20 protein-coding genes are annotated in these 19,209 nt (G+C 66.0%); 2 read left to right on the top strand and 18 right to left on the bottom strand.

The features are described from left to right. Positions 1-150 precede the first annotated feature (150 nt). From AC0IYU_RS24495 to AC0IYU_RS24410, 18 genes are all read right to left on the bottom strand, one after another. Positions 151-1,830, bottom strand: a complete 1,680-nt coding sequence (locus AC0IYU_RS24495) for an ATP-dependent DNA ligase (protein ID WP_472122108.1) — start codon at positions 1,828-1,830, stop codon at positions 151-153. Continuing rightward, the gene (locus tag AC0IYU_RS24490; RefSeq protein ID WP_472122105.1) at positions 1,827-2,948 is read right to left on the bottom strand and encodes a ligase-associated DNA damage response exonuclease; all 1,122 of its coding nucleotides are present in this window, start codon (positions 2,946-2,948) and stop codon (positions 1,827-1,829) included. Before AC0IYU_RS24490 ends, AC0IYU_RS24495 begins: the two co-directional genes overlap by 4 nt. A gap of 89 nt (positions 2,949-3,037) precedes the next feature. Continuing rightward, positions 3,038-3,571 carry a DUF3617 domain-containing protein gene (locus AC0IYU_RS24485; protein WP_472122102.1) on the bottom strand — a complete coding sequence of 178 codons (534 nt, stop codon included), beginning with the start codon at positions 3,569-3,571 and terminating at the stop codon, positions 3,038-3,040. 76 nt (positions 3,572-3,647) lie between these two features. Further along, positions 3,648-4,355 carry a phosphatase PAP2 family protein gene (locus tag AC0IYU_RS24480; RefSeq protein WP_472122099.1) on the bottom strand — a complete coding sequence of 236 codons (708 nt, stop codon included), beginning with the start codon at positions 4,353-4,355 and terminating at the stop codon, positions 3,648-3,650. A 25-nt stretch (positions 4,356-4,380) separates the two neighbouring features. Further along, positions 4,381-5,544 (bottom strand): Gfo/Idh/MocA family protein, encoded by a 1,164-nt coding sequence (locus tag AC0IYU_RS24475; protein WP_472122097.1) that lies wholly within the window; start codon positions 5,542-5,544, stop codon positions 4,381-4,383. Between the two features lie 61 nt (positions 5,545-5,605). Next, positions 5,606-6,568, bottom strand: coding sequence for a substrate-binding domain-containing protein (locus tag AC0IYU_RS24470; RefSeq protein ID WP_472122094.1), 963 nt, complete (start codon positions 6,566-6,568; stop codon positions 5,606-5,608). Positions 6,569-6,632: 64 nt separating this feature from the next. Then, positions 6,633-7,664, bottom strand: a complete 1,032-nt coding sequence (locus AC0IYU_RS24465) for an ABC transporter permease (protein WP_472122091.1) — start codon at positions 7,662-7,664, stop codon at positions 6,633-6,635. Then, positions 7,621-9,159: a sugar ABC transporter ATP-binding protein gene (locus AC0IYU_RS24460; RefSeq protein ID WP_472122088.1), complete on the bottom strand. Its 1,539-nt coding sequence runs from the start codon at positions 9,157-9,159 to the stop codon at positions 7,621-7,623. Before AC0IYU_RS24460 ends, AC0IYU_RS24465 begins: the two co-directional genes overlap by 44 nt. Beyond that, positions 9,156-10,325 carry an ROK family protein gene (locus tag AC0IYU_RS24455; RefSeq protein ID WP_472122351.1) on the bottom strand — a complete coding sequence of 390 codons (1,170 nt, stop codon included), beginning with the start codon at positions 10,323-10,325 and terminating at the stop codon, positions 9,156-9,158. The genes AC0IYU_RS24460 and AC0IYU_RS24455 overlap by 4 nt, the downstream gene beginning before the upstream one ends. A gap of 215 nt (positions 10,326-10,540) precedes the next feature. Beyond that, on the bottom strand, positions 10,541-10,960 hold the full coding sequence (locus AC0IYU_RS24450; RefSeq protein WP_409171974.1) for a F0F1 ATP synthase subunit epsilon: 420 nt from the start codon (positions 10,958-10,960) through the stop codon (positions 10,541-10,543). An 18-nt stretch (positions 10,961-10,978) separates the two neighbouring features. Next, the gene (atpD, locus tag AC0IYU_RS24445; protein WP_435441134.1) at positions 10,979-12,379 is read right to left on the bottom strand and encodes a F0F1 ATP synthase subunit beta; all 1,401 of its coding nucleotides are present in this window, start codon (positions 12,377-12,379) and stop codon (positions 10,979-10,981) included. 174 nt (positions 12,380-12,553) lie between these two features. Continuing rightward, positions 12,554-13,429 (bottom strand): F0F1 ATP synthase subunit gamma, encoded by an 876-nt coding sequence (gene atpG, locus AC0IYU_RS24440; RefSeq protein WP_472122085.1) that lies wholly within the window; start codon positions 13,427-13,429, stop codon positions 12,554-12,556. Between the two features lie 33 nt (positions 13,430-13,462). Further along, on the bottom strand, positions 13,463-15,016 hold the full coding sequence (atpA, locus tag AC0IYU_RS24435; protein WP_435441136.1) for a F0F1 ATP synthase subunit alpha: 1,554 nt from the start codon (positions 15,014-15,016) through the stop codon (positions 13,463-13,465). Positions 15,017-15,054: 38 nt separating this feature from the next. Then, a complete protein-coding gene (locus AC0IYU_RS24430) occupies positions 15,055-15,585 on the bottom strand; it encodes a F0F1 ATP synthase subunit delta (protein WP_435441137.1) in 531 nt (176 codons plus the stop codon). Positions 15,586-15,593: 8 nt separating this feature from the next. Beyond that, positions 15,594-16,064 (bottom strand): F0F1 ATP synthase subunit B, encoded by a 471-nt coding sequence (locus AC0IYU_RS24425; protein ID WP_007830193.1) that lies wholly within the window; start codon positions 16,062-16,064, stop codon positions 15,594-15,596. Between the two features lie 77 nt (positions 16,065-16,141). Next, positions 16,142-16,405 (bottom strand): F0F1 ATP synthase subunit C, encoded by a 264-nt coding sequence (gene atpE, locus AC0IYU_RS24420; protein ID WP_007830191.1) that lies wholly within the window; start codon positions 16,403-16,405, stop codon positions 16,142-16,144. Positions 16,406-16,465: 60 nt separating this feature from the next. Further along, positions 16,466-17,335 carry a F0F1 ATP synthase subunit A gene (gene atpB, locus AC0IYU_RS24415; protein ID WP_472122082.1) on the bottom strand — a complete coding sequence of 290 codons (870 nt, stop codon included), beginning with the start codon at positions 17,333-17,335 and terminating at the stop codon, positions 16,466-16,468. A 4-nt stretch (positions 17,336-17,339) separates the two neighbouring features. Beyond that, entirely contained in the window at positions 17,340-17,825 is a 486-nt protein-coding gene (locus AC0IYU_RS24410) for an ATP synthase subunit I (RefSeq protein WP_472122348.1), read from the bottom strand. Positions 17,826-17,980: 155 nt separating this feature from the next. On the opposite strand from AC0IYU_RS24410, the gene AC0IYU_RS24405 reads away from it, so the two are divergent. Beyond that, positions 17,981-18,874, top strand: coding sequence for a D-amino acid aminotransferase (locus tag AC0IYU_RS24405; RefSeq protein WP_472122079.1), 894 nt, complete (start codon positions 17,981-17,983; stop codon positions 18,872-18,874). After that, positions 18,871-19,182, top strand: a complete 312-nt coding sequence (locus AC0IYU_RS24400; RefSeq protein ID WP_435441141.1) for a YbeD family protein — start codon at positions 18,871-18,873, stop codon at positions 19,180-19,182. The genes AC0IYU_RS24405 and AC0IYU_RS24400 overlap by 4 nt, the downstream gene beginning before the upstream one ends. The last annotated feature ends 27 nt before the right edge of the window (positions 19,183-19,209 follow it).

Genomic DNA, 19,209 nt, shown 5'->3' with positions numbered 1-19,209 from the left:
TCTTGCTGGATTTGCTCCTTCCCCTTCCGGGGGAAGGCTGGGATGGGGGCTCTGGGCCTTCGACAGGCGGCTGGTCTTTGATACGCCGCTTGCCCCCACCCCTGCCCTCCCCCGGAAGGGGAGGGAGAAATTCGGGCTCCACCGGATCGTTCATGAAGGCAACAACGCCGCCAGCGTCTGCAAGGTATCCGCCTCCGCCACCGGCTTGTCCTCCCGCCACCGCAGCATCCGCGGAAAGCGCACCGCGATCCCGCTCTTGTGCCGCGTGCTGCGCGCGATGCCCTCGAAGCCCAGCTCGAAGACCAGCGTCGGCTTCACGCTCTTCACGGGCCCGAAGCTCTCCACCGTGGTCTTGCGGATGACCGCGTCGACGCGCCCCATCTCCGCGTCGGTCAGACCCGAATAGGCCTTGGCGAAGGGCACGAGCCTGCGGCCTTCCTGCCCGGGCGGGCCGTCCCACACCGCGAAGGTGTAGTCGCTGTAGAGGCTTGCGCGGCGGCCGTGGCCGCGCTGTGCGTAGATCAGCACGGCGTCGATGCTGAGCGGCTCGATCTTCCACTTCCACCACACGCCGACGTCCTTGGTGCGGCCCACGCCGTACTGCGCGTCGCGGCGCTTGAGCATCATCCCTTCCACACCCATGGTGCGCGCCGCTTCGCGCTGGCGTGCAAGGTCGTTCCAGTCGGCGCCCACGAGCATCGGGCTCGGCAGCAGCGAGGGGTGCTGCATGCGCGTGACCAGCTCGTCGAGCAGCGCGCGGCGCTCGGACTGCGGCAAGGTGCGCAGGTCGCGGCCTTCCCATTCGAGCAGGTCGTAGGCCAGCAACACCACCGGAATCTCGCGCAGCAGCTTGGGGCCCAGCGTCTTGCGGCCGATGCGCCGCTGCAACTCGGCAAAGGGCTGGACCTTGCCTTCGCCTCCCGGCGAAGCTTCGTCCTTGCGCCACACGGCGATCTCGCCGTCGAGCACCGTGCCGTCTGGCAGGGCTTCGCCCAGCACGGCGAGTTCGGGGAAGCGCTCGGTCACCAGCTCCTCGCCACGCGACCACACCCACACCACGCCGGCGCGCTTGACCAGCTGCGCGCGAATGCCGTCCCACTTCCACTCGACGACCCAGTCGGCCGGCGGCCCGAGCACCGCGTCGAACTGCTCGACCGGCAGGTTGAACGGATGCGCCAGGAAGAAGGGGTACGGCTGCCCGCTGGTCTTTTGCACCTGTTCTTCGCCCGACTCCGGCGCGACCAGCGCGCTGTAGTCGCCTGGCAGCGGCCGCGCGCCGATGTGCGTGTAGCCCATGAGGCGCTGCGCGACCCGCTTGGCGTCGATGCCGCCCACGGCGGCGAGCGCCTGCGTGACCTGCAGCTTCGACACGCCCACGCGGAAGGCGCCGGTGATGAGCTTGAAGTACACCAGCCGCTCTTCGGCCGCGAGCTGGCGCCACTGCGCGCGCAGGCGGTCGGCCAGTTGCTCGGGCGCGGTCTTCGCGGCTTCGCGCAGGGGCAACAGGTGCTGCTCGACCCAGGTGGCAAGGCCGAGGTCGTGCGTCTCGCTGGGCGGCGGCAGCAGCAGCGCGATGGTCTCGGCGAGGTCGCCCACGGCGTCGTAGCTTTCGTCGAACAGCCACTCCGGCAGGCCCGCGGATTCCTGAGCGAGCAGGCGCAGGAGCTTGGTGGGCACGAGCTGGCGCGGCTTGCCGCCGGCCAGAAAGTAGACCGCCCATGCGGCATCGGCAGCGTCGGCCTCGCGCAGATAGTGCTGCAGCGCAGCCTGCTTGGCGAGGTTCGACGTGCTCGCGTCGAGGTCACGGTACAGCGCGGCAAAGGCCTTCATGTATTGGCTCCTTCCCCCACTGGGGGAAGGTCGGGATGGGGGCTGGCGGCGTCCCCATCGAGCGCCGCTGGCCCCCTCCCCAGCCCTCCCCCGGAAGGGGAGGGAGTTTCTTGGTCGTCTTCATCGCCGTATTCGGTCTTGAAGCCGCGCGCGTCCAGCCCGTTCTCCGTGAGCCAGCGCACCATCACCTGCACGCTGCCATGCGTGACGAACACACGTTCGGCGCCCGTGCCGGCAATGGCTTGCTGCAGGCCGGGCCAGTCCGCGTGGTCGGACATGACGAAGCCGCGGTCCACGCCGCGCCGCCGGCGCGTGCCGCGCAGCTGCATCCAGCCGCTGGCGAAGGCATCGGCGTAGTTGCCGAAACGCTTCATCCAGGGCGTGCCCTGCGCCGAAGGTGGCGCGAGCACCAGCGCGCGCTTGAGCATCGCGGCGTCCACGCCTTCGTCGCTCACGCGAAAGGTCGGCGGCAGGGCCACGCCGGCTGCGCGGTACACGGCATTGAGCGGCTCCACCGCGCCATGCACCACGATCGGCCCGATGCTCGCGTCCACCCCATGCAGGATGCGCTGCGCCTTGCCGAAGGCGTAGCAGAACAGCACCGAGGCACGCCCGGCCTGCGCATTGGCGCGCCACCACGCGTCGATCTGCGCGAACAGCACGGACTGCGTGGGCCAGCGGTAGATCGGCAGCCCGAAGGTCGACTCGGTGATGAAGGTGTCGCAAGGCACCGGCTCGAAAGGCGGGCAGGTGCCGTCGGGCTCGGTCTTGTAGTCGCCCGAAGCCACCCACACGCGCCCGCCGTGTTCGAGCCGCACCTGCGCCGAGCCCAGCACATGGCCGGCCGGGTGCAGCGAGACGCGCACGCCGTGGTGCTCGATGGCCTCGCCGTAGGGCAAGGTCTGCAGGTTGATGTCCTGCCCGAGCCGCGTGCGCAGCGTGCCTTCGCTGTCGGTGTGGGCGAGGTAGTGCGCATGCCCGACGCGGGCGTGGTCCGAATGCGCGTGCGTGATGACCGCGCGCCCCACCGGGCGCCAGGGGTCGATGTAGAAATCGCCGGGTGGGCAGTACAGGCCTTCGGGCCGGGCGACGACGAGTTCTTCTTGCGGTGCGGGCATGGCACGCCATCCTAGGCGCAGCCCGGGTTTCGCGCCGCCGCGCTGCAGCCGCGATGCGCTGTGGTCCGGCGCCTACCTGGCGCGCTTCTTCAGGGCTTCTTCGGCCGCCCGCTCATCATGTCGAGCACGTTCATCTTCATGCCGTTGGACATGACCATGTCGCCCGGCTTCTGGTCGGCCTTGCAGGGGCCGATCCATTTGGCTTCCATGACGCTGGTGCCTTCGGCGCGGCCCATCAGCGGCGGGTTGTAGCTCGACTTGCTTTCCATGCGGTAGGCGGTGTTGAAGTCGCCGCTCATCACCGCGTGCGAGGTGGCGGTGGTGTTGCCGATCTTGCAGACCGAGTCCATCACCAGCTTGCCGCCGTCGGCGCGCAGCTCCTGCTTCGAACACATGTCCTTGCCCATGCCCTGGCCCATGTCGCGCAGCGCCTTGTCGCTGGCCGCGTCGATGCACTGCTGCATGGTGTGGCTGCCCGCGGGGCCCTGGGCCTTGCCCGTGCCGTCCCCGGTCTGTATCTCCCACAGGCCTGGTTTGCGCGAGGGAAAGTCGAGCGCGAAGGCGGGGCACGCGATGGCGCCGGCCATGATGCAGGCCGCGATGGCAGACAAACGGATCTTCATGACGGCTCCCGCAGCGGTGAACGACGATGCAGGGGTTGTACCGCGCGCGCCGCCGCGGCGGAATAGCGCAATCGGCCTACGCCGGACGTGCGCGCACAGGTGCGGTGGCCGCGGCACGCTGCCGCGTCGCGACACCGAGCGCCACCCCCAGCACGAAGCCGCCGAGCACGTCGATCAGCACATGCTGGCGCACCGCCATCGTCGAATAGACGATGCCCGCGGCCCACGCCACGTTCACGACACGAAGCCACGCCGGCGCGCCCACCTCGCGCAGCTGCCGCGCCAGCACCACGCAGGCGAACACGGAGAACGAGACGTGCAACGAGGGAAAGGCGTTGCCGGCCGAATCCACCATCTTCAGGAACTGCAGCGAGGTGCCCGGCACGGTGTCGACCGTGAAGTTCGGAATGGCCGTGGGCATGAACCAGAACACGAGCAGCGCCAGCGCCGTCATCGACGCGCAGCCGGACGAGAAGCCCCACAGCTCTCGCTTGTCCTTGGCCAGCAGCACCGGCAATGCGATGTAGCCCCACAGCGAGAGGTAGACGGGCAGCAGCACCGGCGAGAACGCGATCAACCGGTCGAAGGCGGTGAGCGGCAGCACCCACGCCTGGCCCGCGTTCTTCATGGTCCAGAAATACAGCGGAAAGAAACCGATGGTGGCGACCAGGTTGCCGGCCAGCTTCAGCGGGAACAGCGTGGCGCAGCGCCGCCACAGGGCGGTGAGCCAGGTGGGTGTCGTCTGGGACGCGCTGCTGGACGTGTCGGGTGCGGAGGGTGTCATGGAAGCCGGTGCAGCGCACGGCGCGCTACCAGGGCGTCCACTTTAATTCGCTTTTCGCCGAGGCCACCGTGCGTTCGATGAAGCGCACGCCGCGCGCGCCGTCCTCCACGCGCGGGTAATCCGCCGCCAGCGGGTCGGCCACCTGCCCCGCGAGCCGCGCGCGGATGTCCGCCGCCACGCCCGCATACACATTCGCGAAGGCCTCGATGAAACCCTCCGGATGCCCCGCCGGCAGCCGGCTCGCGCGCTGCGCGGATTCGCACAGCCACGGCGCGCCGCGCGTCAGCACGCGCTGGGGCCCGTCGTGCGGCAGGTGCACCAGTCGGCTCGGCTGCTCCTGGTGCCATTCGAGTGTGCCCAGCGTGCCCGACACGCGCAGGCGCAGGTCATTCTCCAGGCCGGTGCTGACCTGCGAGGCGATGAGCACGCCGCGCGCGCCGCCCTGGAATCGCAGCAGCAGGCTGCCGTCGTCGTCCAGCGTGCGGCCCGGCACCAGTGCGCTCAGGTCGGCGCACAGGCTTTCGATCTGCAGGCCGGTGACGGTGGCCACGAGGTTCTCGGCATGCGAGCCGATGTCGCCGATGGCGCCGGCCGCACCGCTGCGGGCGGGGTCGGTGCGCCAATCGGCCTGCTTGTTGGTGCCGCTCTCGACATGGCTCGCGAGCCAGCCCTGGTTGTATTCGACGACCACCTTGCGTACGTCGCCGATCTGGCCCGCGCGCACCATCTCGCGCGCCTGCCGCACCATGGGGTAGCCGGTGTAGTTGTAGGTGACGCCGAACACCGTGCCCTGCCTGGCCACGGTGGCGACCAGCGCATCGGCCTGTTCGCGCGTGTGCACCAGCGGCTTGTCGCACACCACGTGGAAGCCCGCTTCGGCGAAGGCCTGCGCCACCGGAAAGTGCACGTGGTTGGGCGTGACGATCGACACGAAGTCGATGCGCTCGTGCGCCGGGCGCTTCAGCTCGTCGGCCAGCAGCGCCTGCCAGTCGCCGTGGTTGCGCGCGTCGGCCAGGCCCAGGTCGCGGCCCGAGGCGCGCGCCTTGTCCGGACTGGACGACAGCGCGCCGGCGACCAGTTCGATCTGGCCGTCCAGCGCCATGGCCTTGCGGTGCACGGCGCCGATGAAGGCGTCGCGCCCGCCGCCGACCATGGCGTAGCGCAGCTTGCGAAGCGGGGTGTCGGTCATCGATCTCCTCGTGTTTCCTGAAACTGTTCCCTCTCCCCTCGGGGAGAGGGAGCAAGACGCCTCAGAACGGCGAGTTCGGGTGGTAGAAATCCTTGGCGTTGTCCTTGGTGATCAACACCGACGGGATGATCGTGGTCGCCGGCAGCTTCTCGCCCTTCAGGCGCGCTTCGGCCGTGAGCTTGATCGCGTCGTAGATGAACTTGGGCGAGTAGCTCACGTCGGCGCCGATGCGCTTGTCCTTGCCGTCCATGATGGTCTTGACCATGTCCTTGGCGCCCGCGCCGCCGAACACGATCTTGATGTCGTCGCGCTTGGCCTGCGAAATCGCCTTGAGCACGCCCACGGCCATGTCGTCGTCGGCGGCCCAGATGGCGTCGATCTGCTTGAAGCGCGTCAGGTAGTCCTGCGTGACCTTGAAGGCGTCGTCGCGGTTCCAGTTGGCGTACTTGGCGTCCAGCAGCTTGATGTCGGGGCTGCCCTTGAGCACCGCGTTGAAGGCGTCCATGCGTTCGTTGTCCAGCGTGGTCGCAATGCCGCGCAGCGCCACCACGTTGCCCTTGCCGCCCAGCGTCTTCACGATGTATTCGGCCGGGATCTTGCCGAAGGCGGTGTTGTCGCCGGCCACGTACGCATCCTGCGCACTGGTGTCCGTCAGGCCGCGGTCGACCACGGTGACGTACGCGCCCTTGGCCTTGACTTGCGCGACCGGCTTGGTGAGCGCGGCCGATTCGAACGGGAACACGACCAGCGCGTTGATCTTGGTGACCGTCGACAGGTCTTGCAGCTGGTTGGCCTGCTCGGGCGCGTTGGCGGCCGTCTTGATGGTGATCTTCAGGTCCTTGTGCTCTTTCTCGAGGTCCTTCTTCGCCTGGTTGGCCCAGTAGTTGATGCCGCCCATGAAGCTGTGCGTGGCCGCGGGAATCGAAACGCCGAGGTTGACCTTTTCCGCGGCGAGCGCGGGCAGGCTGGCGAATGCTGCGGCGGCAACGGCCGTGAGGGCGAGGCGTCGGGTGAAAGTGGTCATGCTGGATGTCTCCTCTTGGTGGGTGGAACAGAACGAACGAACAACGAACAAACGGACGAAAAAACTAGCGCCGGCCGCGCTGCAGGAACGCGACGATGATGATCACGAAGCCCTGCACGGCCGCATTCAGGTACACGCTGATGATGCTGGTGAGGTTCAGGATGTTGCTGATGACCGAGAGCAGGATCGCGCCCACCACCGTGCCGGTGATGCTGCCCGCGCCGCCCTTCAACGCGGTGCCGCCGACGATCACCGCGGCGATCGCCTCCAGCTCCCACAGCAGGCCGGTGGTCGGCGAGGCCGAGCCCAGCCGCGGCACGTACAGCAGCGTGGCAATGCCCACGCACACGCCCAGCAGCACGTAGGTCATGATCTTCACGCGGTCCACGTCCACGGCCGCATAGCGCGCCACCTGCTCGTTCGAGCCGATGGCCTGCACGTAGCGCCCGTAGGCCGTGCGGTTCAGGATGACGCCGCCGATGATCGCGACGATCACGAACACCCACACCGGCACCGGAATGCCCGCCAGGCTCGCGTAGTAGACGGGCGCGTACAGGTCCGACAGGTCGTTGTCGAGCGTGAGCGCGCCGCCGTCGGCGAAGTAGGTGAGGTAGGCGCGAAAGATGCCCAGCGTGCCCAGCGTCACGATGAAGGGCTCGATGCGGCCCTTGGTGATGAGCAGCCCGTGGGCCAGCCCGAACACCGCGCCGAGCACGATGGCCAGCACCGCGCCCATCACCACCGCCAGCAGCGGAGAGCCCGATGCGGGCCCGGCCCAGTTGATGAACATGATCACGCTGCCCGCGATGAGCGCGGCCATCGAACCCACCGACAGGTCGATGCCGCCCGAGATGATCACGAAGCACATGCCCACCGCGATGATGCCGATGAAGGCCGTGCGCGTGAGCACGTTCATCGCGTTGTCGACGGTGGCGAAGTCGCTGTTGAGCAGCGTGCCGGCGATGCACAGCAGCACCAGGCCGATGACCGGGCCGAGGCCGTGCAGGCGCTCGGTCCAGCCGGGCTTGGCTTCGCTGCGGTGCGAGGCCGCTTCAGGCTGCGGCGGGGGCTGGGGTGTCTGCTGTTCCGGTGGCATGAGCGATGAGCTCCTCTTCTGTGAGATGGTCCGCGTCCAGCGTGGCGACGAGCTTGCCCGCCCGCATCACCGCGACGCGGTGGCACAGGCCGATCAGCTCCATCAGCTCCGACGAGACGACAATCACCGCGAGCCCTTCGCGGGCGAGTCGCTGGATCAGGAAATAGATGTCGCGCTTGGCGCCCACGTCCACGCCCCGCGTGGGCTCGTCGAGCACCACCACCTTCGGCTGCGGCTGCAGCACCTTGGCGAGCGCCAGCTTCTGCTGGTTGCCGCCCGACAGCGACGAGGCCCTGACCTCGAGCGAGCCGGTGCGAATGCCGTAGTCCTTCACCGCCGCGGCCAGCGCGCCGCGTTCGGCCTCGGGCTGGAGCCATGGCTGCGCGTAGCGTTCGAGCGCCATCAGCGTGAGGTTCTGGCGCAGGCCGAAGTCCACGTGCAGGCCCTTGCCCTTGCGGTCTTCGCTCAGGTACGTGAGGCCGTTCTTCGCGGCGTCGCGCGGGTTGCGCCAGCCCTTGCCGCCGGGCACGGGCTTGCCGAGCATCTCGACGCTGCCGCTCGCGGGGCGCAGGCCGAGCAGGCCTTCGAAGAGCTCTGTGCGGCCCGCGCCGACCAGGCCCGCGAAGCCGAGGATCTCGCCGGGGCGCACCTCGAAGCTCGCGTCCTGCGCCCAGCCGGGCACGTTGAAGTTGCGCACGCGCATCGCGGCCGAATCGGCGGCCACGACCACGTCGCGCGGTGGGTAGAGATCGGCCAGCTCTCGGCCCACCATCAGGTTGGCCATCTGGTGGCGCGTGACGTCGGCGGTGGGTGCGCGCGCGACGAAGCGGCCGTCGCGCATCACGATGACCTCGTCGGTCACCTGCTCCACCTCGTCGAGCTTGTGCGAGATGTAGACGATGGTCACGCCGTCCGCGCGCAACTGCGCGATGAGCTTGAACAGGCGCTCGGTCTCGCCGGGCGTGAGCGTGGCGGTGGGCTCGTCCATGATGAGCAGGCGGGCGCGGCGGGCGATGGCCTTGGCGATCTCCACGAGCTGCTTCTCGGCAACGATGAGCTTGCGGACCTTGGTGCGCGGATCGACCTGCAGGCCGACGGCGGCGAGTGCGGCGGCGGCTTCGCGCTCCATCGATGCGTCGTCGAGCAGCCATCCCTTCTTCTTTTCATGGCCCAGGAAGATGTTCTGCGCCACGCTCAGGTCTTCGGCGAGGTTGAACTCCTGGTGGATCAGCACGATGCCGAGTGCCTCGGCGTCGCGCGAGCTCGTGAACTGCTGCGGCTGGCCGTTGATGCGCAGCGCGCCGCCGGTGAGCTGCTCGTAGCCGGCCAGGATCTTCATCAACGTGGACTTGCCCGCGCCGTTCTCGCCGAGCAGGCCGTACACGCGGCCGGGCGCCAGCGCGAAGCTCACGCCGTGCAGCACCTGCACGGGGCCGAAGGCCTTCACCACGCCGTCGAACTCGACGGCGACGCTGCCCTTGATTTCAGCGTTCATGGCGCCACTCCGCGGACCTTGAGGGTTTCATGCATCGCGAGCACGCCCGCGCCCACCAGTCCGCCCTGCATGCCCAGCGGCGTGTACTGGATCTCGAGATGCCGCGTGGACAGCGCCAGCGAGCGCTGGTACACGCTCTGGCGCACGGCCGCAAGGAACAGCGGCCCGATGCGCGTGATGCCGCCGCCGATGAACACGTGCGACGGGTTGAAGAAGTTGACGACCGACGCGAGCATCTGCCCGATCAGGCTGCCGGCGCGCTGGATGATGCCGTTGGCCGCCGTGTCGCCGCCGCGGCTGGCCTGGCCTACGTCGATGGCGTCGATGCGGCCATGAACGCGAAGGCATTCGGCGAGCGCCGCGCTTTCGCCAGCCTCCGCAGCCTGCACGGCCATGCGCGTGATGGCGGGGCCCGCGGCCATCGCTTCGACGCAGCCGAGGTTGCCGCAATGGCAACGCGGGCCTTCCTGGTCGACGCAGATGTGGCCGACGTCGCCGGCGGAACCGGCGGCACCGCGGTACACCTCGCCGTGGCAGACGATGCCGCAGCCGATGCCGGTGCCAATCTTGATGACGAGGAAGTTGTTCAGCGAGCGCTTGAGCCGCCACAGTTCGCCCAGCGCCATGAGGTTCACGTCGTTGTCGACAAAGACCGGCGCGGCGTAGTCTTCGCGCAGGTAGTCGCGGATCGAGAAGCCGTCCCAGGCCGGCATCAGCGGCGGGTTCACGAGCTGGCCGATCTCGAAGTTCACGGGGCCGGGCACGCCGATGCCGATGCCGAGCACGTCCTTGGCGCCGCAGCCGCAGCGTGCCAGCAGCTCGCGCATGAGGATGCGCACGCGCGCCAGCACGACGGTCGGGCCTTCGCGCACGTCGGCGGATTCTTCGTGCTGGGCCAGCACCGTGAGGTCGGGGCGCAGCACGGCCACGTCGAGGCTGGTGGCACCGATGTCGATGCCCACGAGCACGCCGAGCGCGGTGTGGAGCTGGAGGTTTTCCGCGCGGCGCCCGCCCGAGGAACGTTGCAGGCCGGCTTCGGCGAGCAAGCCCTGGTCGACGAGGCCGGCAATCAGGCCGTTGGCCTTGCTCTTGGAAAAGCCGAGTTGTTCGGCCATGGCATGGCGCGAGCCGCCGGCCGACCAGAAGGTCGTTTCCAGCAAGCGCATTTCATCGGCGGTGATGCCACTCCAACGTGCCACGTCTTGTCTCCGTGTTCTTTTCTTGTCTTCGCGCCGAATACTAGGGGCAGGGCTTCAGCCAGACAAGGCTGAACTTCGACCATATTCAGATCAAAGATGGTTGCAATCGGCCTCGGAAAGGCACAGACGCAAAAAAGCCGCCCGAGGGCGGCTTCTTCCGAGCAGAGAGACCGGGCTCTTGCTTACTTCTTCTGGCGGTACTTGCGCAGCGCCGCGATCTGGGCTGCCATCACGGCCAGCTCCGATTGCGCCATCGCGATGTCGATGTCGCTCTTCGCGTTCTTCAGGGCTTCTTCCGCCGCAGCCTTGGCCTGGTTGGCCTTCTCGTCGTCGAGGTCCTTGCCGCGGATCGCGGTGTCGGACAGCACGGTGACGGAATTGGGCTGCACTTCGAGAATGCCGCCAGCCACGAAGACGAACTCTTCCTTGCCATCGGCCGTTTCGATGCGCACCGCGCCGGGGCGGATGCGCGTGATCAGCGGGGTGTGACGCGGATAGATGCCGAGCTCACCGGCTTCACCGGGCAGCGCGACGAACCTGGCTTCGCCCGAGAAGATCGACTCTTCCGCGCTGACCACGTCGACGTGAATGGTGTTTGCCATCTGAGTTCCTATGTCGCCTTAGGCGATTTTCTTGGCTTTTTCGAACGCTTCGTCGATGCCGCCGACCATGTAGAACGCTTGTTCCGGCAGGTGGTCGGCTTCGCCGTTCACGATCATCTTGAAACCACGGATGGTTTCGGCCAGCGGCACGTACTTGCCAGGCGAGCCCGTGAACACTTCGGCCACGTGGAACGGCTGCGACAGGAAACGCTGGATCTTGCGAGCGCGGGCCACGGCCAGCTTGTCGTCCGGTGCCAGTTCGTCCATGCCCAGAATCGCGATGATGTCGCGCAGTTCCTTGTAGCGCTGCAGCGTGCCTTGCACGGCGCGGGCCACGTTGTAGTGCTCTTCGCCGACCACGTTCGGGTCGAGCTGGCGCGAGGTCGAGTCCAGCGGGTCCACGGCGGGGTAGATCCCCAGCGAGGCGATGTCGCGCGACAGCACTACGGTGGAGTCCAAGTGGGCGAAGGTAGTGGCGGGCGACGGGTCGGTCAAGTCATCCGCAGGGACGTACACGGCCTGGATCGAGGTGATCGAGCCGACCTTGGTCGACGTGATCCGCTCTTGCAGGCGGCCCATTTCCTCGGCCAGCGTCGGCTGGTAGCCCACGGCGGAAGGCATGCGGCCCAGCAGTGCCGACACTTCGGTACCGGCCAGCGTGTAGCGGTAGATGTTGTCCACGAAGAACAGAACGTCACGGCCTTCGTCGCGGAACGACTCGGCGATGGTCAGGCCGGTCAGCGCCACGCGCAGACGGTTGCCCGGAGGTTCGTTCATCTGGCCGTAGACCATGGCGACCTTCGAGTCTTCGAGCTTCTCGAGGTTCACCACGCCGGAGTCGGCCATCTCGTGATAGAAGTCGTTGCCTTCGCGGGTACGTTCACCCACACCGGCGAACACCGACAGACCCGAGTGAGCCTTGGCGATGTTGTTGATGAGTTCCATCATGTTCACGGTCTTGCCCACGCCGGCGCCGCCGAACAGGCCCACCTTGCCGCCCTTGGCGAACGGGCACACCAGGTCGATCACCTTGATGCCGGTTTCCAGCAGGTCTTGCGACGGCGACAGTTCGTCGTACGCGGGGGCCTTGCGGTGGATCGAGGCGGTGAGTTCCTGGCTGACCGGGCCGCGTTCGTCGATGGGCGAGCCCAGCACATCCATGATGCGGCCCAGCGTGGCCTTGCCGACCGGCACCGTGATGGAGGCACCGGTGTTGGTCACGATCAGACCGCGGCGCAGGCCGTCGGACGAGCCCAGTGCAATCGTGCGCACGACGCCGTCGCCGAGCTGCTGCTGCACTTCGAGGGTCAGCGCGCTGCCTTCGAACTTCAGAGCGTCGTAAATCTTCGGCATCTGGTCGCGCGGGAACTCCACGTCGACCACGGCGCCGATACATTGGACAATTTTTCCTTCAGCCATGGCGTTTCCTTCTGGATCTCAATAATGTTGCGACAGGTTCTTGCAGAAGCGTCCTTGTGCCATCGCGGGCCGCTTTTGCAAGAATGCCGGACGGGCCGGCACCCTTGAATGATTCAGATCGGCGACAGGGCGCGCAGAGTGCACCCGGTCAGCCGTGCAGATGCATCGCCTCGGTCACACGCCCGCGGCGGCGGCCGCGCCGGACACGATTTCGGAGAGTTCCTTCGTGATGCCGGCTTGGCGGGTCTTGTTGTAGACCAGCTTCAGCTCGCTGATCACATTGCCGGCGTTGTCGGTCGCAGCCTTCATGGCCACCATGCGCGCCGAATGCTCGGACGCCATGTTCTCGGCCACGGCCTGGTACACCAGCGATTCCACGTAGCGCACCAGCAGCTCGTCGATCACGCTTTGCGCGTCGGGTTCGTAGATGTAGTCCCACGAATGATGTCCCGGGTCGGTCTGCAGCGTCTCGGCCTTCAGCGGCAGCAGTTGCTCCACCATCGGCTCTTGCTTGATGGTGTTGATGAACTTCGTGTAGCACAGGTACACAGCCGACAGCTTGCCTTCGGCGTAGGCGTCGAGCAGCGTCTTGACAGGCCCGATGAGCTTGTCGAGATGCGGCGTGTCGCCCAGCTGCGTCACATGGGCCACCACGCGGGCGCCGATGCGATTCAGGAAGCCCAGGCCCTTGCTGCCGATGGCAACCGACTCGACCACGTTGCCTGCAGACTGCGCTTCGCGCAGCCGGGTCGTGACAGCACGAAGCAGGTTCGTGTTCAAGCCGCCGCACAGGCCCTTGTCGCTGGTCACGATGATGAAACCGACGCCCTTGGCCTCGGTCGTCTTCATGAACGCGTGGGTGTACTCCGGGTTCGCCTTGCCAAGGTTGGCCGCGATGTTGCGGATCTTTTCGCTGTAGGGGCGAGCGGCGCGCATGCGTTCCTGCGCCTTGCGCATCTTGGAAACCGAGACCATTTCCATGGCCTTGGTGATCTTCTTGGTGTTTTCCACCGATTTGATCTTGCCGCGGATTTCCTTACCAGCTGCCATGAGAGCTCCTTCTTGCGTCGGTCAAGGCGTCGATCAGGCGAACGACTTCTTGAACGCGGTGACGGCGGCCGTCAATTCGGCTTCCGCTTCCTTGTCGAGCGCCTTGGACTTCTCGATCTTGTCGAGCAGCGGGGCGTAGCTGGACTTCAGGAATTGATGCAGGCCGTGTTCGAACGGCAGCACCTTCTTGATGTCGAGGTCGTCCATGAAACCCTTGTTCACGGCGAACAGCGTCGCGCCCATCAGCGAGATCGGCAGCGGGCTGTACTGGGACTGCTTGAGCAGTTCGGTCACGCGGGCACCGCGGTCGAGCTGCTTGCGGGTGGCTTCGTCCAGGTCGGAAGCGAACTGCGCGAACGCAGCCAGTTCACGGTACTGCGCCAGGTCGGTACGGATACCGCCGGACAGGCCCTTGATGATCTTCGTCTGAGCCGACGAACCCACGCGCGACACCGAGATACCGGCGTTGATGGCGGGGCGGATACCTGCGTTGAACAGGCTCGTTTCCAGGAAGATCTGGCCGTCGGTGATCGAGATCACGTTGGTCGGAACGAAAGCGGACACGTCGCCGGCTTGCGTTTCGATGATCGGCAGTGCGGTCAGCGAACCGGTCTTGCCCTTGACTTCACCCTTGGTGAAGGCTTCGACGTAGTCGGCGTTCACGCGGGCTGCGCGTTCGAGCAGGCGGCTGTGGAGATAGAACACGTCGCCGGGGTAGGCTTCGCGGCCTGGCGGGCGGCGCAGCAGCAGCGACACCTGGCGGTAGGCCACGGCTTGCTTGGACAGGTCGTCATAGACGATCAGCGCGTCTTCGCCGCGGTCGCGGAAGTACTCGCCCATCGTGCAGCCCGAGTAGGCCGACACGTACTGCATGGCGGCCGATTCCGAAGCGGAAGCGGCGACCACGATCGTGTAGTCCATGGCACCGGCTTGTTCCAGCGAGCGCACCACGTTCTTGATCGACGAAGCCTTCTGGCCGATGGCGACGTAGATGCACGTCACGCCCTGGCCCTTCTGGGCAATGATCGCGTCGATGGCGACGGCCGTCTTGCCGGTCTGGCGGTCGCCGATGATCAGCTCGCGCTGGCCACGGCCGATCGGCACCATCGAGTCGATGGACTTCAGGCCGGTCTGCAGCGGCTGGTCGACGGACTTCCGTGCGATCACGCCCGGAGCGACCTTTTCGATCACGTCGGTGAGCTTGGCGTTGATGGGACCCTTGCCGTCGATCGGCTGGCCCAGTGCGTTCACCACGCGGCCGATGAGCTCGGGGCCCACCGGCACTTCCAGAATGCGGCCCGTGCACTTCACGGTGTCGCCTTCGGAGATGTGTTCGTATTCACCCAGAATCACGGCGCCGACCGAGTCGCGCTCGAGGTTCAGGGCCAGGCCGAACGACGGCGTGCCGTCGGCGCTCGGCGGGAACTCGAGCATTTCGCCCTGCATGGCGTCCGACAGGCCGTGCACGCGCACGATGCCGTCGGTCACCGACACCACGGTGCCTTCATTGCGGATGTTGGCGCTGACCCCGAGGCCCTCGATGCGGCTCTTGATCAGTTCGGAAATTTCTGCGGGATTGAGTTGCATGACTCTTTCCTTCTTTCTTTGTAAGGCGATGGAGACCGTCAGGCCGCCAGCGCAACTTTCATTTGTTCAAGGCGCGCTTTGACGGAGGTGTCGAGCACCTCGTCGCCGACCACCACACGAATGCCGCCGATCAGTTCCGGCTCTTGCTGGACCGTGACCTGCAACTTGCGGCCGAAACGCTTTTCGAGCGCGGCCGACACGGTGGCCAAGGCCGCCGCATCGATCGGGAAGGCGCTGTAGACCACGGCGTCGGACGAACCGCTCTTCGCGTTGGCCAGTGCCCGGAACTGCTTCGCAATTTCCGGCAGCACCGAAAAACGCCCGTTCTCGAGGAGTGCGGACAGGAAGTTCTGGGCAGGAGCGGCCAGCGGTGCACCGAATGCACCGGCGACCACGCCGATCACCTGTTCGGCCGTGGCCTTGGGGTTGTCGGCGAACTGCTGGAGCTCCGGATTGGCCGCGATGGCGGCAATCTTTTCAAGCCAGGCGCTGGTTCCGGCGACGTCGGACGACGACGCCTTGAAGAGCGCCTCGGCGTAGGGGCGTGCAATGGTGGCGAGTTCTGCCATGGCTTCTATCAGAGTTCGGTCTGCAGACGAGCGAGCAAATCGGCGTGGACGCCTGCATTCACTTCCTTGCGCAGAATCTGCTCTGCGCCCTTGACGGCCAGTGCGGCAACCTGCTCGCGCAGTGCTTCACGGGCCTTCAGTGCCTGCTGGTCGGCTTCGACACGTGCGGCTGCAACGATCTTGTTGCCTTCCTCGGTCGCGCGGGCCTTGGCCTCTTCAACGATGGCCTGGGCGCGACGTTCGGCGTCGGCAAGACGTTGCGCGGACTCGTTGCGTGCCTGGCCCAGCTCGGCTTCCACGCGCTTGTTGGCGGCGGACAACTCGGACTTGGCCTTGTCGGCGGCAGCGAGGCCTTCGGCGATCTTCGCAGCGCGGTCGTCCAGCGCTTTCGCGATCGGCGGCCACACAAACTTCATCGTGAACCCGACCAGGATCAGGAACACGATCATCTGAACGATCAGGGTACCGGTAATGCTCACTTTTTACCCTCTCTTTGGGATTGAATGCGAAGCCATTCCGCAGTGGGGAACGACGACACGGGTCCGAGGAGAAAGACTTACTTCGGCAGGTTGGCGATCTGAGCCAGGAACGGGTTGGCCGTTGCGAACCACAGAGCGATACCGGTGCCGATAATGAAAGCGGCGTCGATCAGACCAGCCAGCAGGAACATCTTGGTTTGAAGTTCGCCCATGAGTTCAGGCTGACGTGCGGCCGACTCGAGGTACTTGCTGCCCATGATGCCGATGCCGATACATGCGCCCACAGCGCCCAGACCGATGATCAGGCCGGCGGCCAGTGCAACAAAGCTAATAACTTCCATGATGACTCCTAGAGGACTTTGGTTGAAGAGAAAACAAAAAACAGAAACGAAAACGGATGATCAGTGGTGATCGTGGGCCTGGCCGATGTAGACCAGCGTCAACATCATGAACACGAAGGCTTGCAGCGTGATGATCAGGATGTGGAAGATGGCCCAGGCCGTACCCGCAACGATGTGGCCGATGGCCAGGCCGATGCCGGTCGCCGACATGGACCAGGCACCGCCCATCAGGGCGATCAGCAGGAAGATCAGTTCACCGGCGTACATGTTGCCGAACAACCGCATGCCGTGCGAGACCGTCTTGGCGACGAACTCGATCATCTGCATGGCGAAGTTGAAGGGGTACAGCGCCCAGTGGTTGCCGAAGGGTGCGGTGAACAGCTCGTGGATCCAGCCGCCGGCGCCCTTGATCTTGATGTTGTAGTAGATGCAGATCAGCAGCACGGCCACCGACATGCCCATGGTCACCGAGAGGTCGGCGGTAGGCACGACGCGCAGGTAGGCGTGGTGCGGGTCTTCGCCGGCAATGTGGAAGATCTTGGCCCAGATCGCCGGGAACAAATCGACCGGGAACAGGTCCATTGCATTCAGCAGGAAGATCCAGACGAAGATCGTGAGCGCCAGCGGAGCGACGAACTTGCGGCTCGCGGCGTTGTGAACGATGCCCTTGGCCTGCTGGTCGACCATTTCGACGAGCAGTTCGACAGCCGCTTGAAAACGACCAGGAACACCCGAAGTGGCCTTGCGGGCAGCCAGCCAGAGCAGCCAGCAGCCCAGCACGCCGAGCAGGATCGAGAAGAACAGTGAGTCGAAATTGAAAACAGTCAGGTCCGCAACACCTCCAGGCTTGGAGCTTTGCAGGTGCGTCAAGTGGTGAACGATGTATTCACCCGCGGTCTGACCATGTTCCGCAGCGTTTTCAGCAGCCATTCCGTTACTCGTCTCTCTGTTTCCGGCGCCGGGGCGAGAACATCACCGCCAACCAGGCCGCCTTCATTGTCACCACCAGGCCGACCAGCATTGCTGGCCAGCTCAGCGCCGTAATCAGCCTTGGCGCAGCGATCAGCATCGCCACCGACAAGGCCATCTTGACCATTTCCCACAGGAAGAATCCGAACACAGCCGTGCCCGGATTCAAGGAAGAAAACCGACCGGTCAGCCCGCGTGCAAAGACCGCCGATGGAACAACCACCGCGATCGCACCGTAAGCGGCGGACCAACCCAGATTTTGCCTCCCCGTCAGTCCCCAGATGGCCAAAGCCACCACCAGACCGACAACCAACTGACCCGCGACCACCCGCCATGGGCAGATCGAAGGGTTCTTTGCTCGCAGCTCACGCGCCTCATCGGCGGTCAGCGGCTTGAATTCTGCGTCGAGGTCTTCAGCGACCTCCGAGTCTTGTCGGGCGATTGTTTTCATTTCGAATGAAGCCCGGATGACCACCCAGAATCTACAAAGCCATTGATTATAAGTAAAAACCCAAGCGCTCCCGCCATCCGGCGTGTCGCGCATGCAAATCGATGTCGGATTCCCTGACGCGAACCCGACGCGGCACGCCCAACCATAATTCCGGCATGCACCCTATCACCGACGCCCTGCCCGCCACGCTTTGTTACCTCGATGGCGAATACACCGCCCTGCGCAACGCGAAGATCAGCGTGCTCGACCGCGGCTTCATCTTCGGCGACGGCATCTACGAATACGTGCCCGTCTACTTCGGCCAGCCCTTCTGCTTCGAGGAGCACATGGCACGCCTGGCCCGTTCGCTCACCGAGTTGCAGATCGACAACCCGTACTCGCTCGACCAGTGGCGCGACATCGTCATGCGCCTGGTCGCGCCGGGTGGCGAGGCACCGCAATCCGTGTACTTTCAGGTGACGCGCGGCGTGGCGCCGCGCGACCATGCGATGGTGCGCGGCCTGCGCCCCACGGTGTTCGTCATGGTGAACCCGCTGCCGCCCATCGCCGAGGCCGTGCGCGCCAGGGGCGTGGCTTGCGTCACCGCGGCCGACTTCCGCTGGCAGAAGGCCCACATCAAGAGCACCAGCCTGCTGGGCGCCGTGCTCGCGCGGCAGATCAGCGTGGAAGCCGGCGCCACCGAAACCATCATGTTCCGCGACGAATGGCTCAGCGAAGCCTCGTCGAGCAACGTGTGGATCGTGAAGGACGGCCAGCTGATGGGCCCACCCAAGGACAACCTGGTGCTCACCGGCATCCGCTACGGCCTGTTCGAGCGCCTGTGCCAGGAGCGCGGCATTCCCTTCGCGCTGCGCCGCATCTCGCGCGACGAGGTGTTCGGCGCCGACGAGCTGATCATTTCCTCGGCCAGCAAGGAGCTGCTGCCCGTGGTCACGCTCGACGGCCAGGCTATTGGCAACGGCCGACCCGGCCCCATTTACGACAGCTTGTACAAGGCCTACCAGGAGGCCAAGGTACGCAACGCACAGAAGCACGGAGCCCCGGCATGACCGACAACGACACGACCCCCATCGAGACCCCCGCGATCCCCGACCCGCGCAAGGAATCGCTGATCGAGTACCCCTCGCAGTTCCCCATCAAGGTGATGGGCGTGAAGGCCGACGGCTACGTGCACGCGATCACGCAGATCGCCGAGCAGTTCGACCCGACCTTCGACGCCACCACCGTCGAGCTGCGCGACAGCAAGGGCGGCAACTACCTGGGCGTGACCATCACCGTCACGGCCACCAGCCGCGAACAGCTCGACGACCTGTACCGCGCGCTGTCCGCGCACCCGCTGGTCAAGGTCGTGCTTTGAGCCTGCGCCGGCGGTTCGCTGCGGCGG

The sequence above is a fragment of the Variovorax sp. AC103 genome (assembly GCF_979254005.1).
Note: the sequence above shows the minus strand (reverse complement) of the source record. Positions and strands in the feature narration are given on the sequence as shown.

What these genes read in the sequence shown, in the direction of transcription:
- AC0IYU_RS24495 (WP_472122108.1), bottom strand. Translation starts at nt 1,830, where the DNA reads ATGAAGGCCTTTGCCGCGCTGTACCGTGACCTCGACGCGAGCACGTCG.
- AC0IYU_RS24490 (WP_472122105.1), bottom strand. Translation starts at nt 2,948, where the DNA reads ATGCCCGCACCGCAAGAAGAACTCGTCGTCGCCCGGCCCGAAGGCCTG.
- AC0IYU_RS24485 (WP_472122102.1), bottom strand. Translation starts at nt 3,571, where the DNA reads ATGAAGATCCGTTTGTCTGCCATCGCGGCCTGCATCATGGCCGGCGCC.
- AC0IYU_RS24480 (WP_472122099.1), bottom strand. Translation starts at nt 4,355, where the DNA reads ATGACACCCTCCGCACCCGACACGTCCAGCAGCGCGTCCCAGACGACA.
- AC0IYU_RS24475 (WP_472122097.1), bottom strand. Translation starts at nt 5,544, where the DNA reads ATGACCGACACCCCGCTTCGCAAGCTGCGCTACGCCATGGTCGGCGGC.
- AC0IYU_RS24470 (WP_472122094.1), bottom strand. Translation starts at nt 6,568, where the DNA reads ATGACCACTTTCACCCGACGCCTCGCCCTCACGGCCGTTGCCGCCGCA.
- AC0IYU_RS24465 (WP_472122091.1), bottom strand. Translation starts at nt 7,664, where the DNA reads ATGCCACCGGAACAGCAGACACCCCAGCCCCCGCCGCAGCCTGAAGCG.
- AC0IYU_RS24460 (WP_472122088.1), bottom strand. Translation starts at nt 9,159, where the DNA reads ATGAACGCTGAAATCAAGGGCAGCGTCGCCGTCGAGTTCGACGGCGTG.
- AC0IYU_RS24455 (WP_472122351.1), bottom strand. Translation starts at nt 10,325, where the DNA reads ATGCGCTTGCTGGAAACGACCTTCTGGTCGGCCGGCGGCTCGCGCCAT.
- AC0IYU_RS24450 (WP_409171974.1), bottom strand. Translation starts at nt 10,960, where the DNA reads ATGGCAAACACCATTCACGTCGACGTGGTCAGCGCGGAAGAGTCGATC.
- atpD (WP_435441134.1), bottom strand. Translation starts at nt 12,379, where the DNA reads ATGGCTGAAGGAAAAATTGTCCAATGTATCGGCGCCGTGGTCGACGTG.
- atpG (WP_472122085.1), bottom strand. Translation starts at nt 13,429, where the DNA reads ATGGCAGCTGGTAAGGAAATCCGCGGCAAGATCAAATCGGTGGAAAAC.
- atpA (WP_435441136.1), bottom strand. Translation starts at nt 15,016, where the DNA reads ATGCAACTCAATCCCGCAGAAATTTCCGAACTGATCAAGAGCCGCATC.
- AC0IYU_RS24430 (WP_435441137.1), bottom strand. Translation starts at nt 15,585, where the DNA reads ATGGCAGAACTCGCCACCATTGCACGCCCCTACGCCGAGGCGCTCTTC.
- atpE (WP_007830191.1), bottom strand. Translation starts at nt 16,405, where the DNA reads ATGGAAGTTATTAGCTTTGTTGCACTGGCCGCCGGCCTGATCATCGGT.
- atpB (WP_472122082.1), bottom strand. Translation starts at nt 17,335, where the DNA reads ATGGCTGCTGAAAACGCTGCGGAACATGGTCAGACCGCGGGTGAATAC.
- AC0IYU_RS24410 (WP_472122348.1), bottom strand. Translation starts at nt 17,825, where the DNA reads ATGAAAACAATCGCCCGACAAGACTCGGAGGTCGCTGAAGACCTCGAC.
- AC0IYU_RS24405 (WP_472122079.1), top strand. Translation starts at nt 17,981, where the DNA reads ATGCACCCTATCACCGACGCCCTGCCCGCCACGCTTTGTTACCTCGAT.
- AC0IYU_RS24400 (WP_435441141.1), top strand. Translation starts at nt 18,871, where the DNA reads ATGACCGACAACGACACGACCCCCATCGAGACCCCCGCGATCCCCGAC.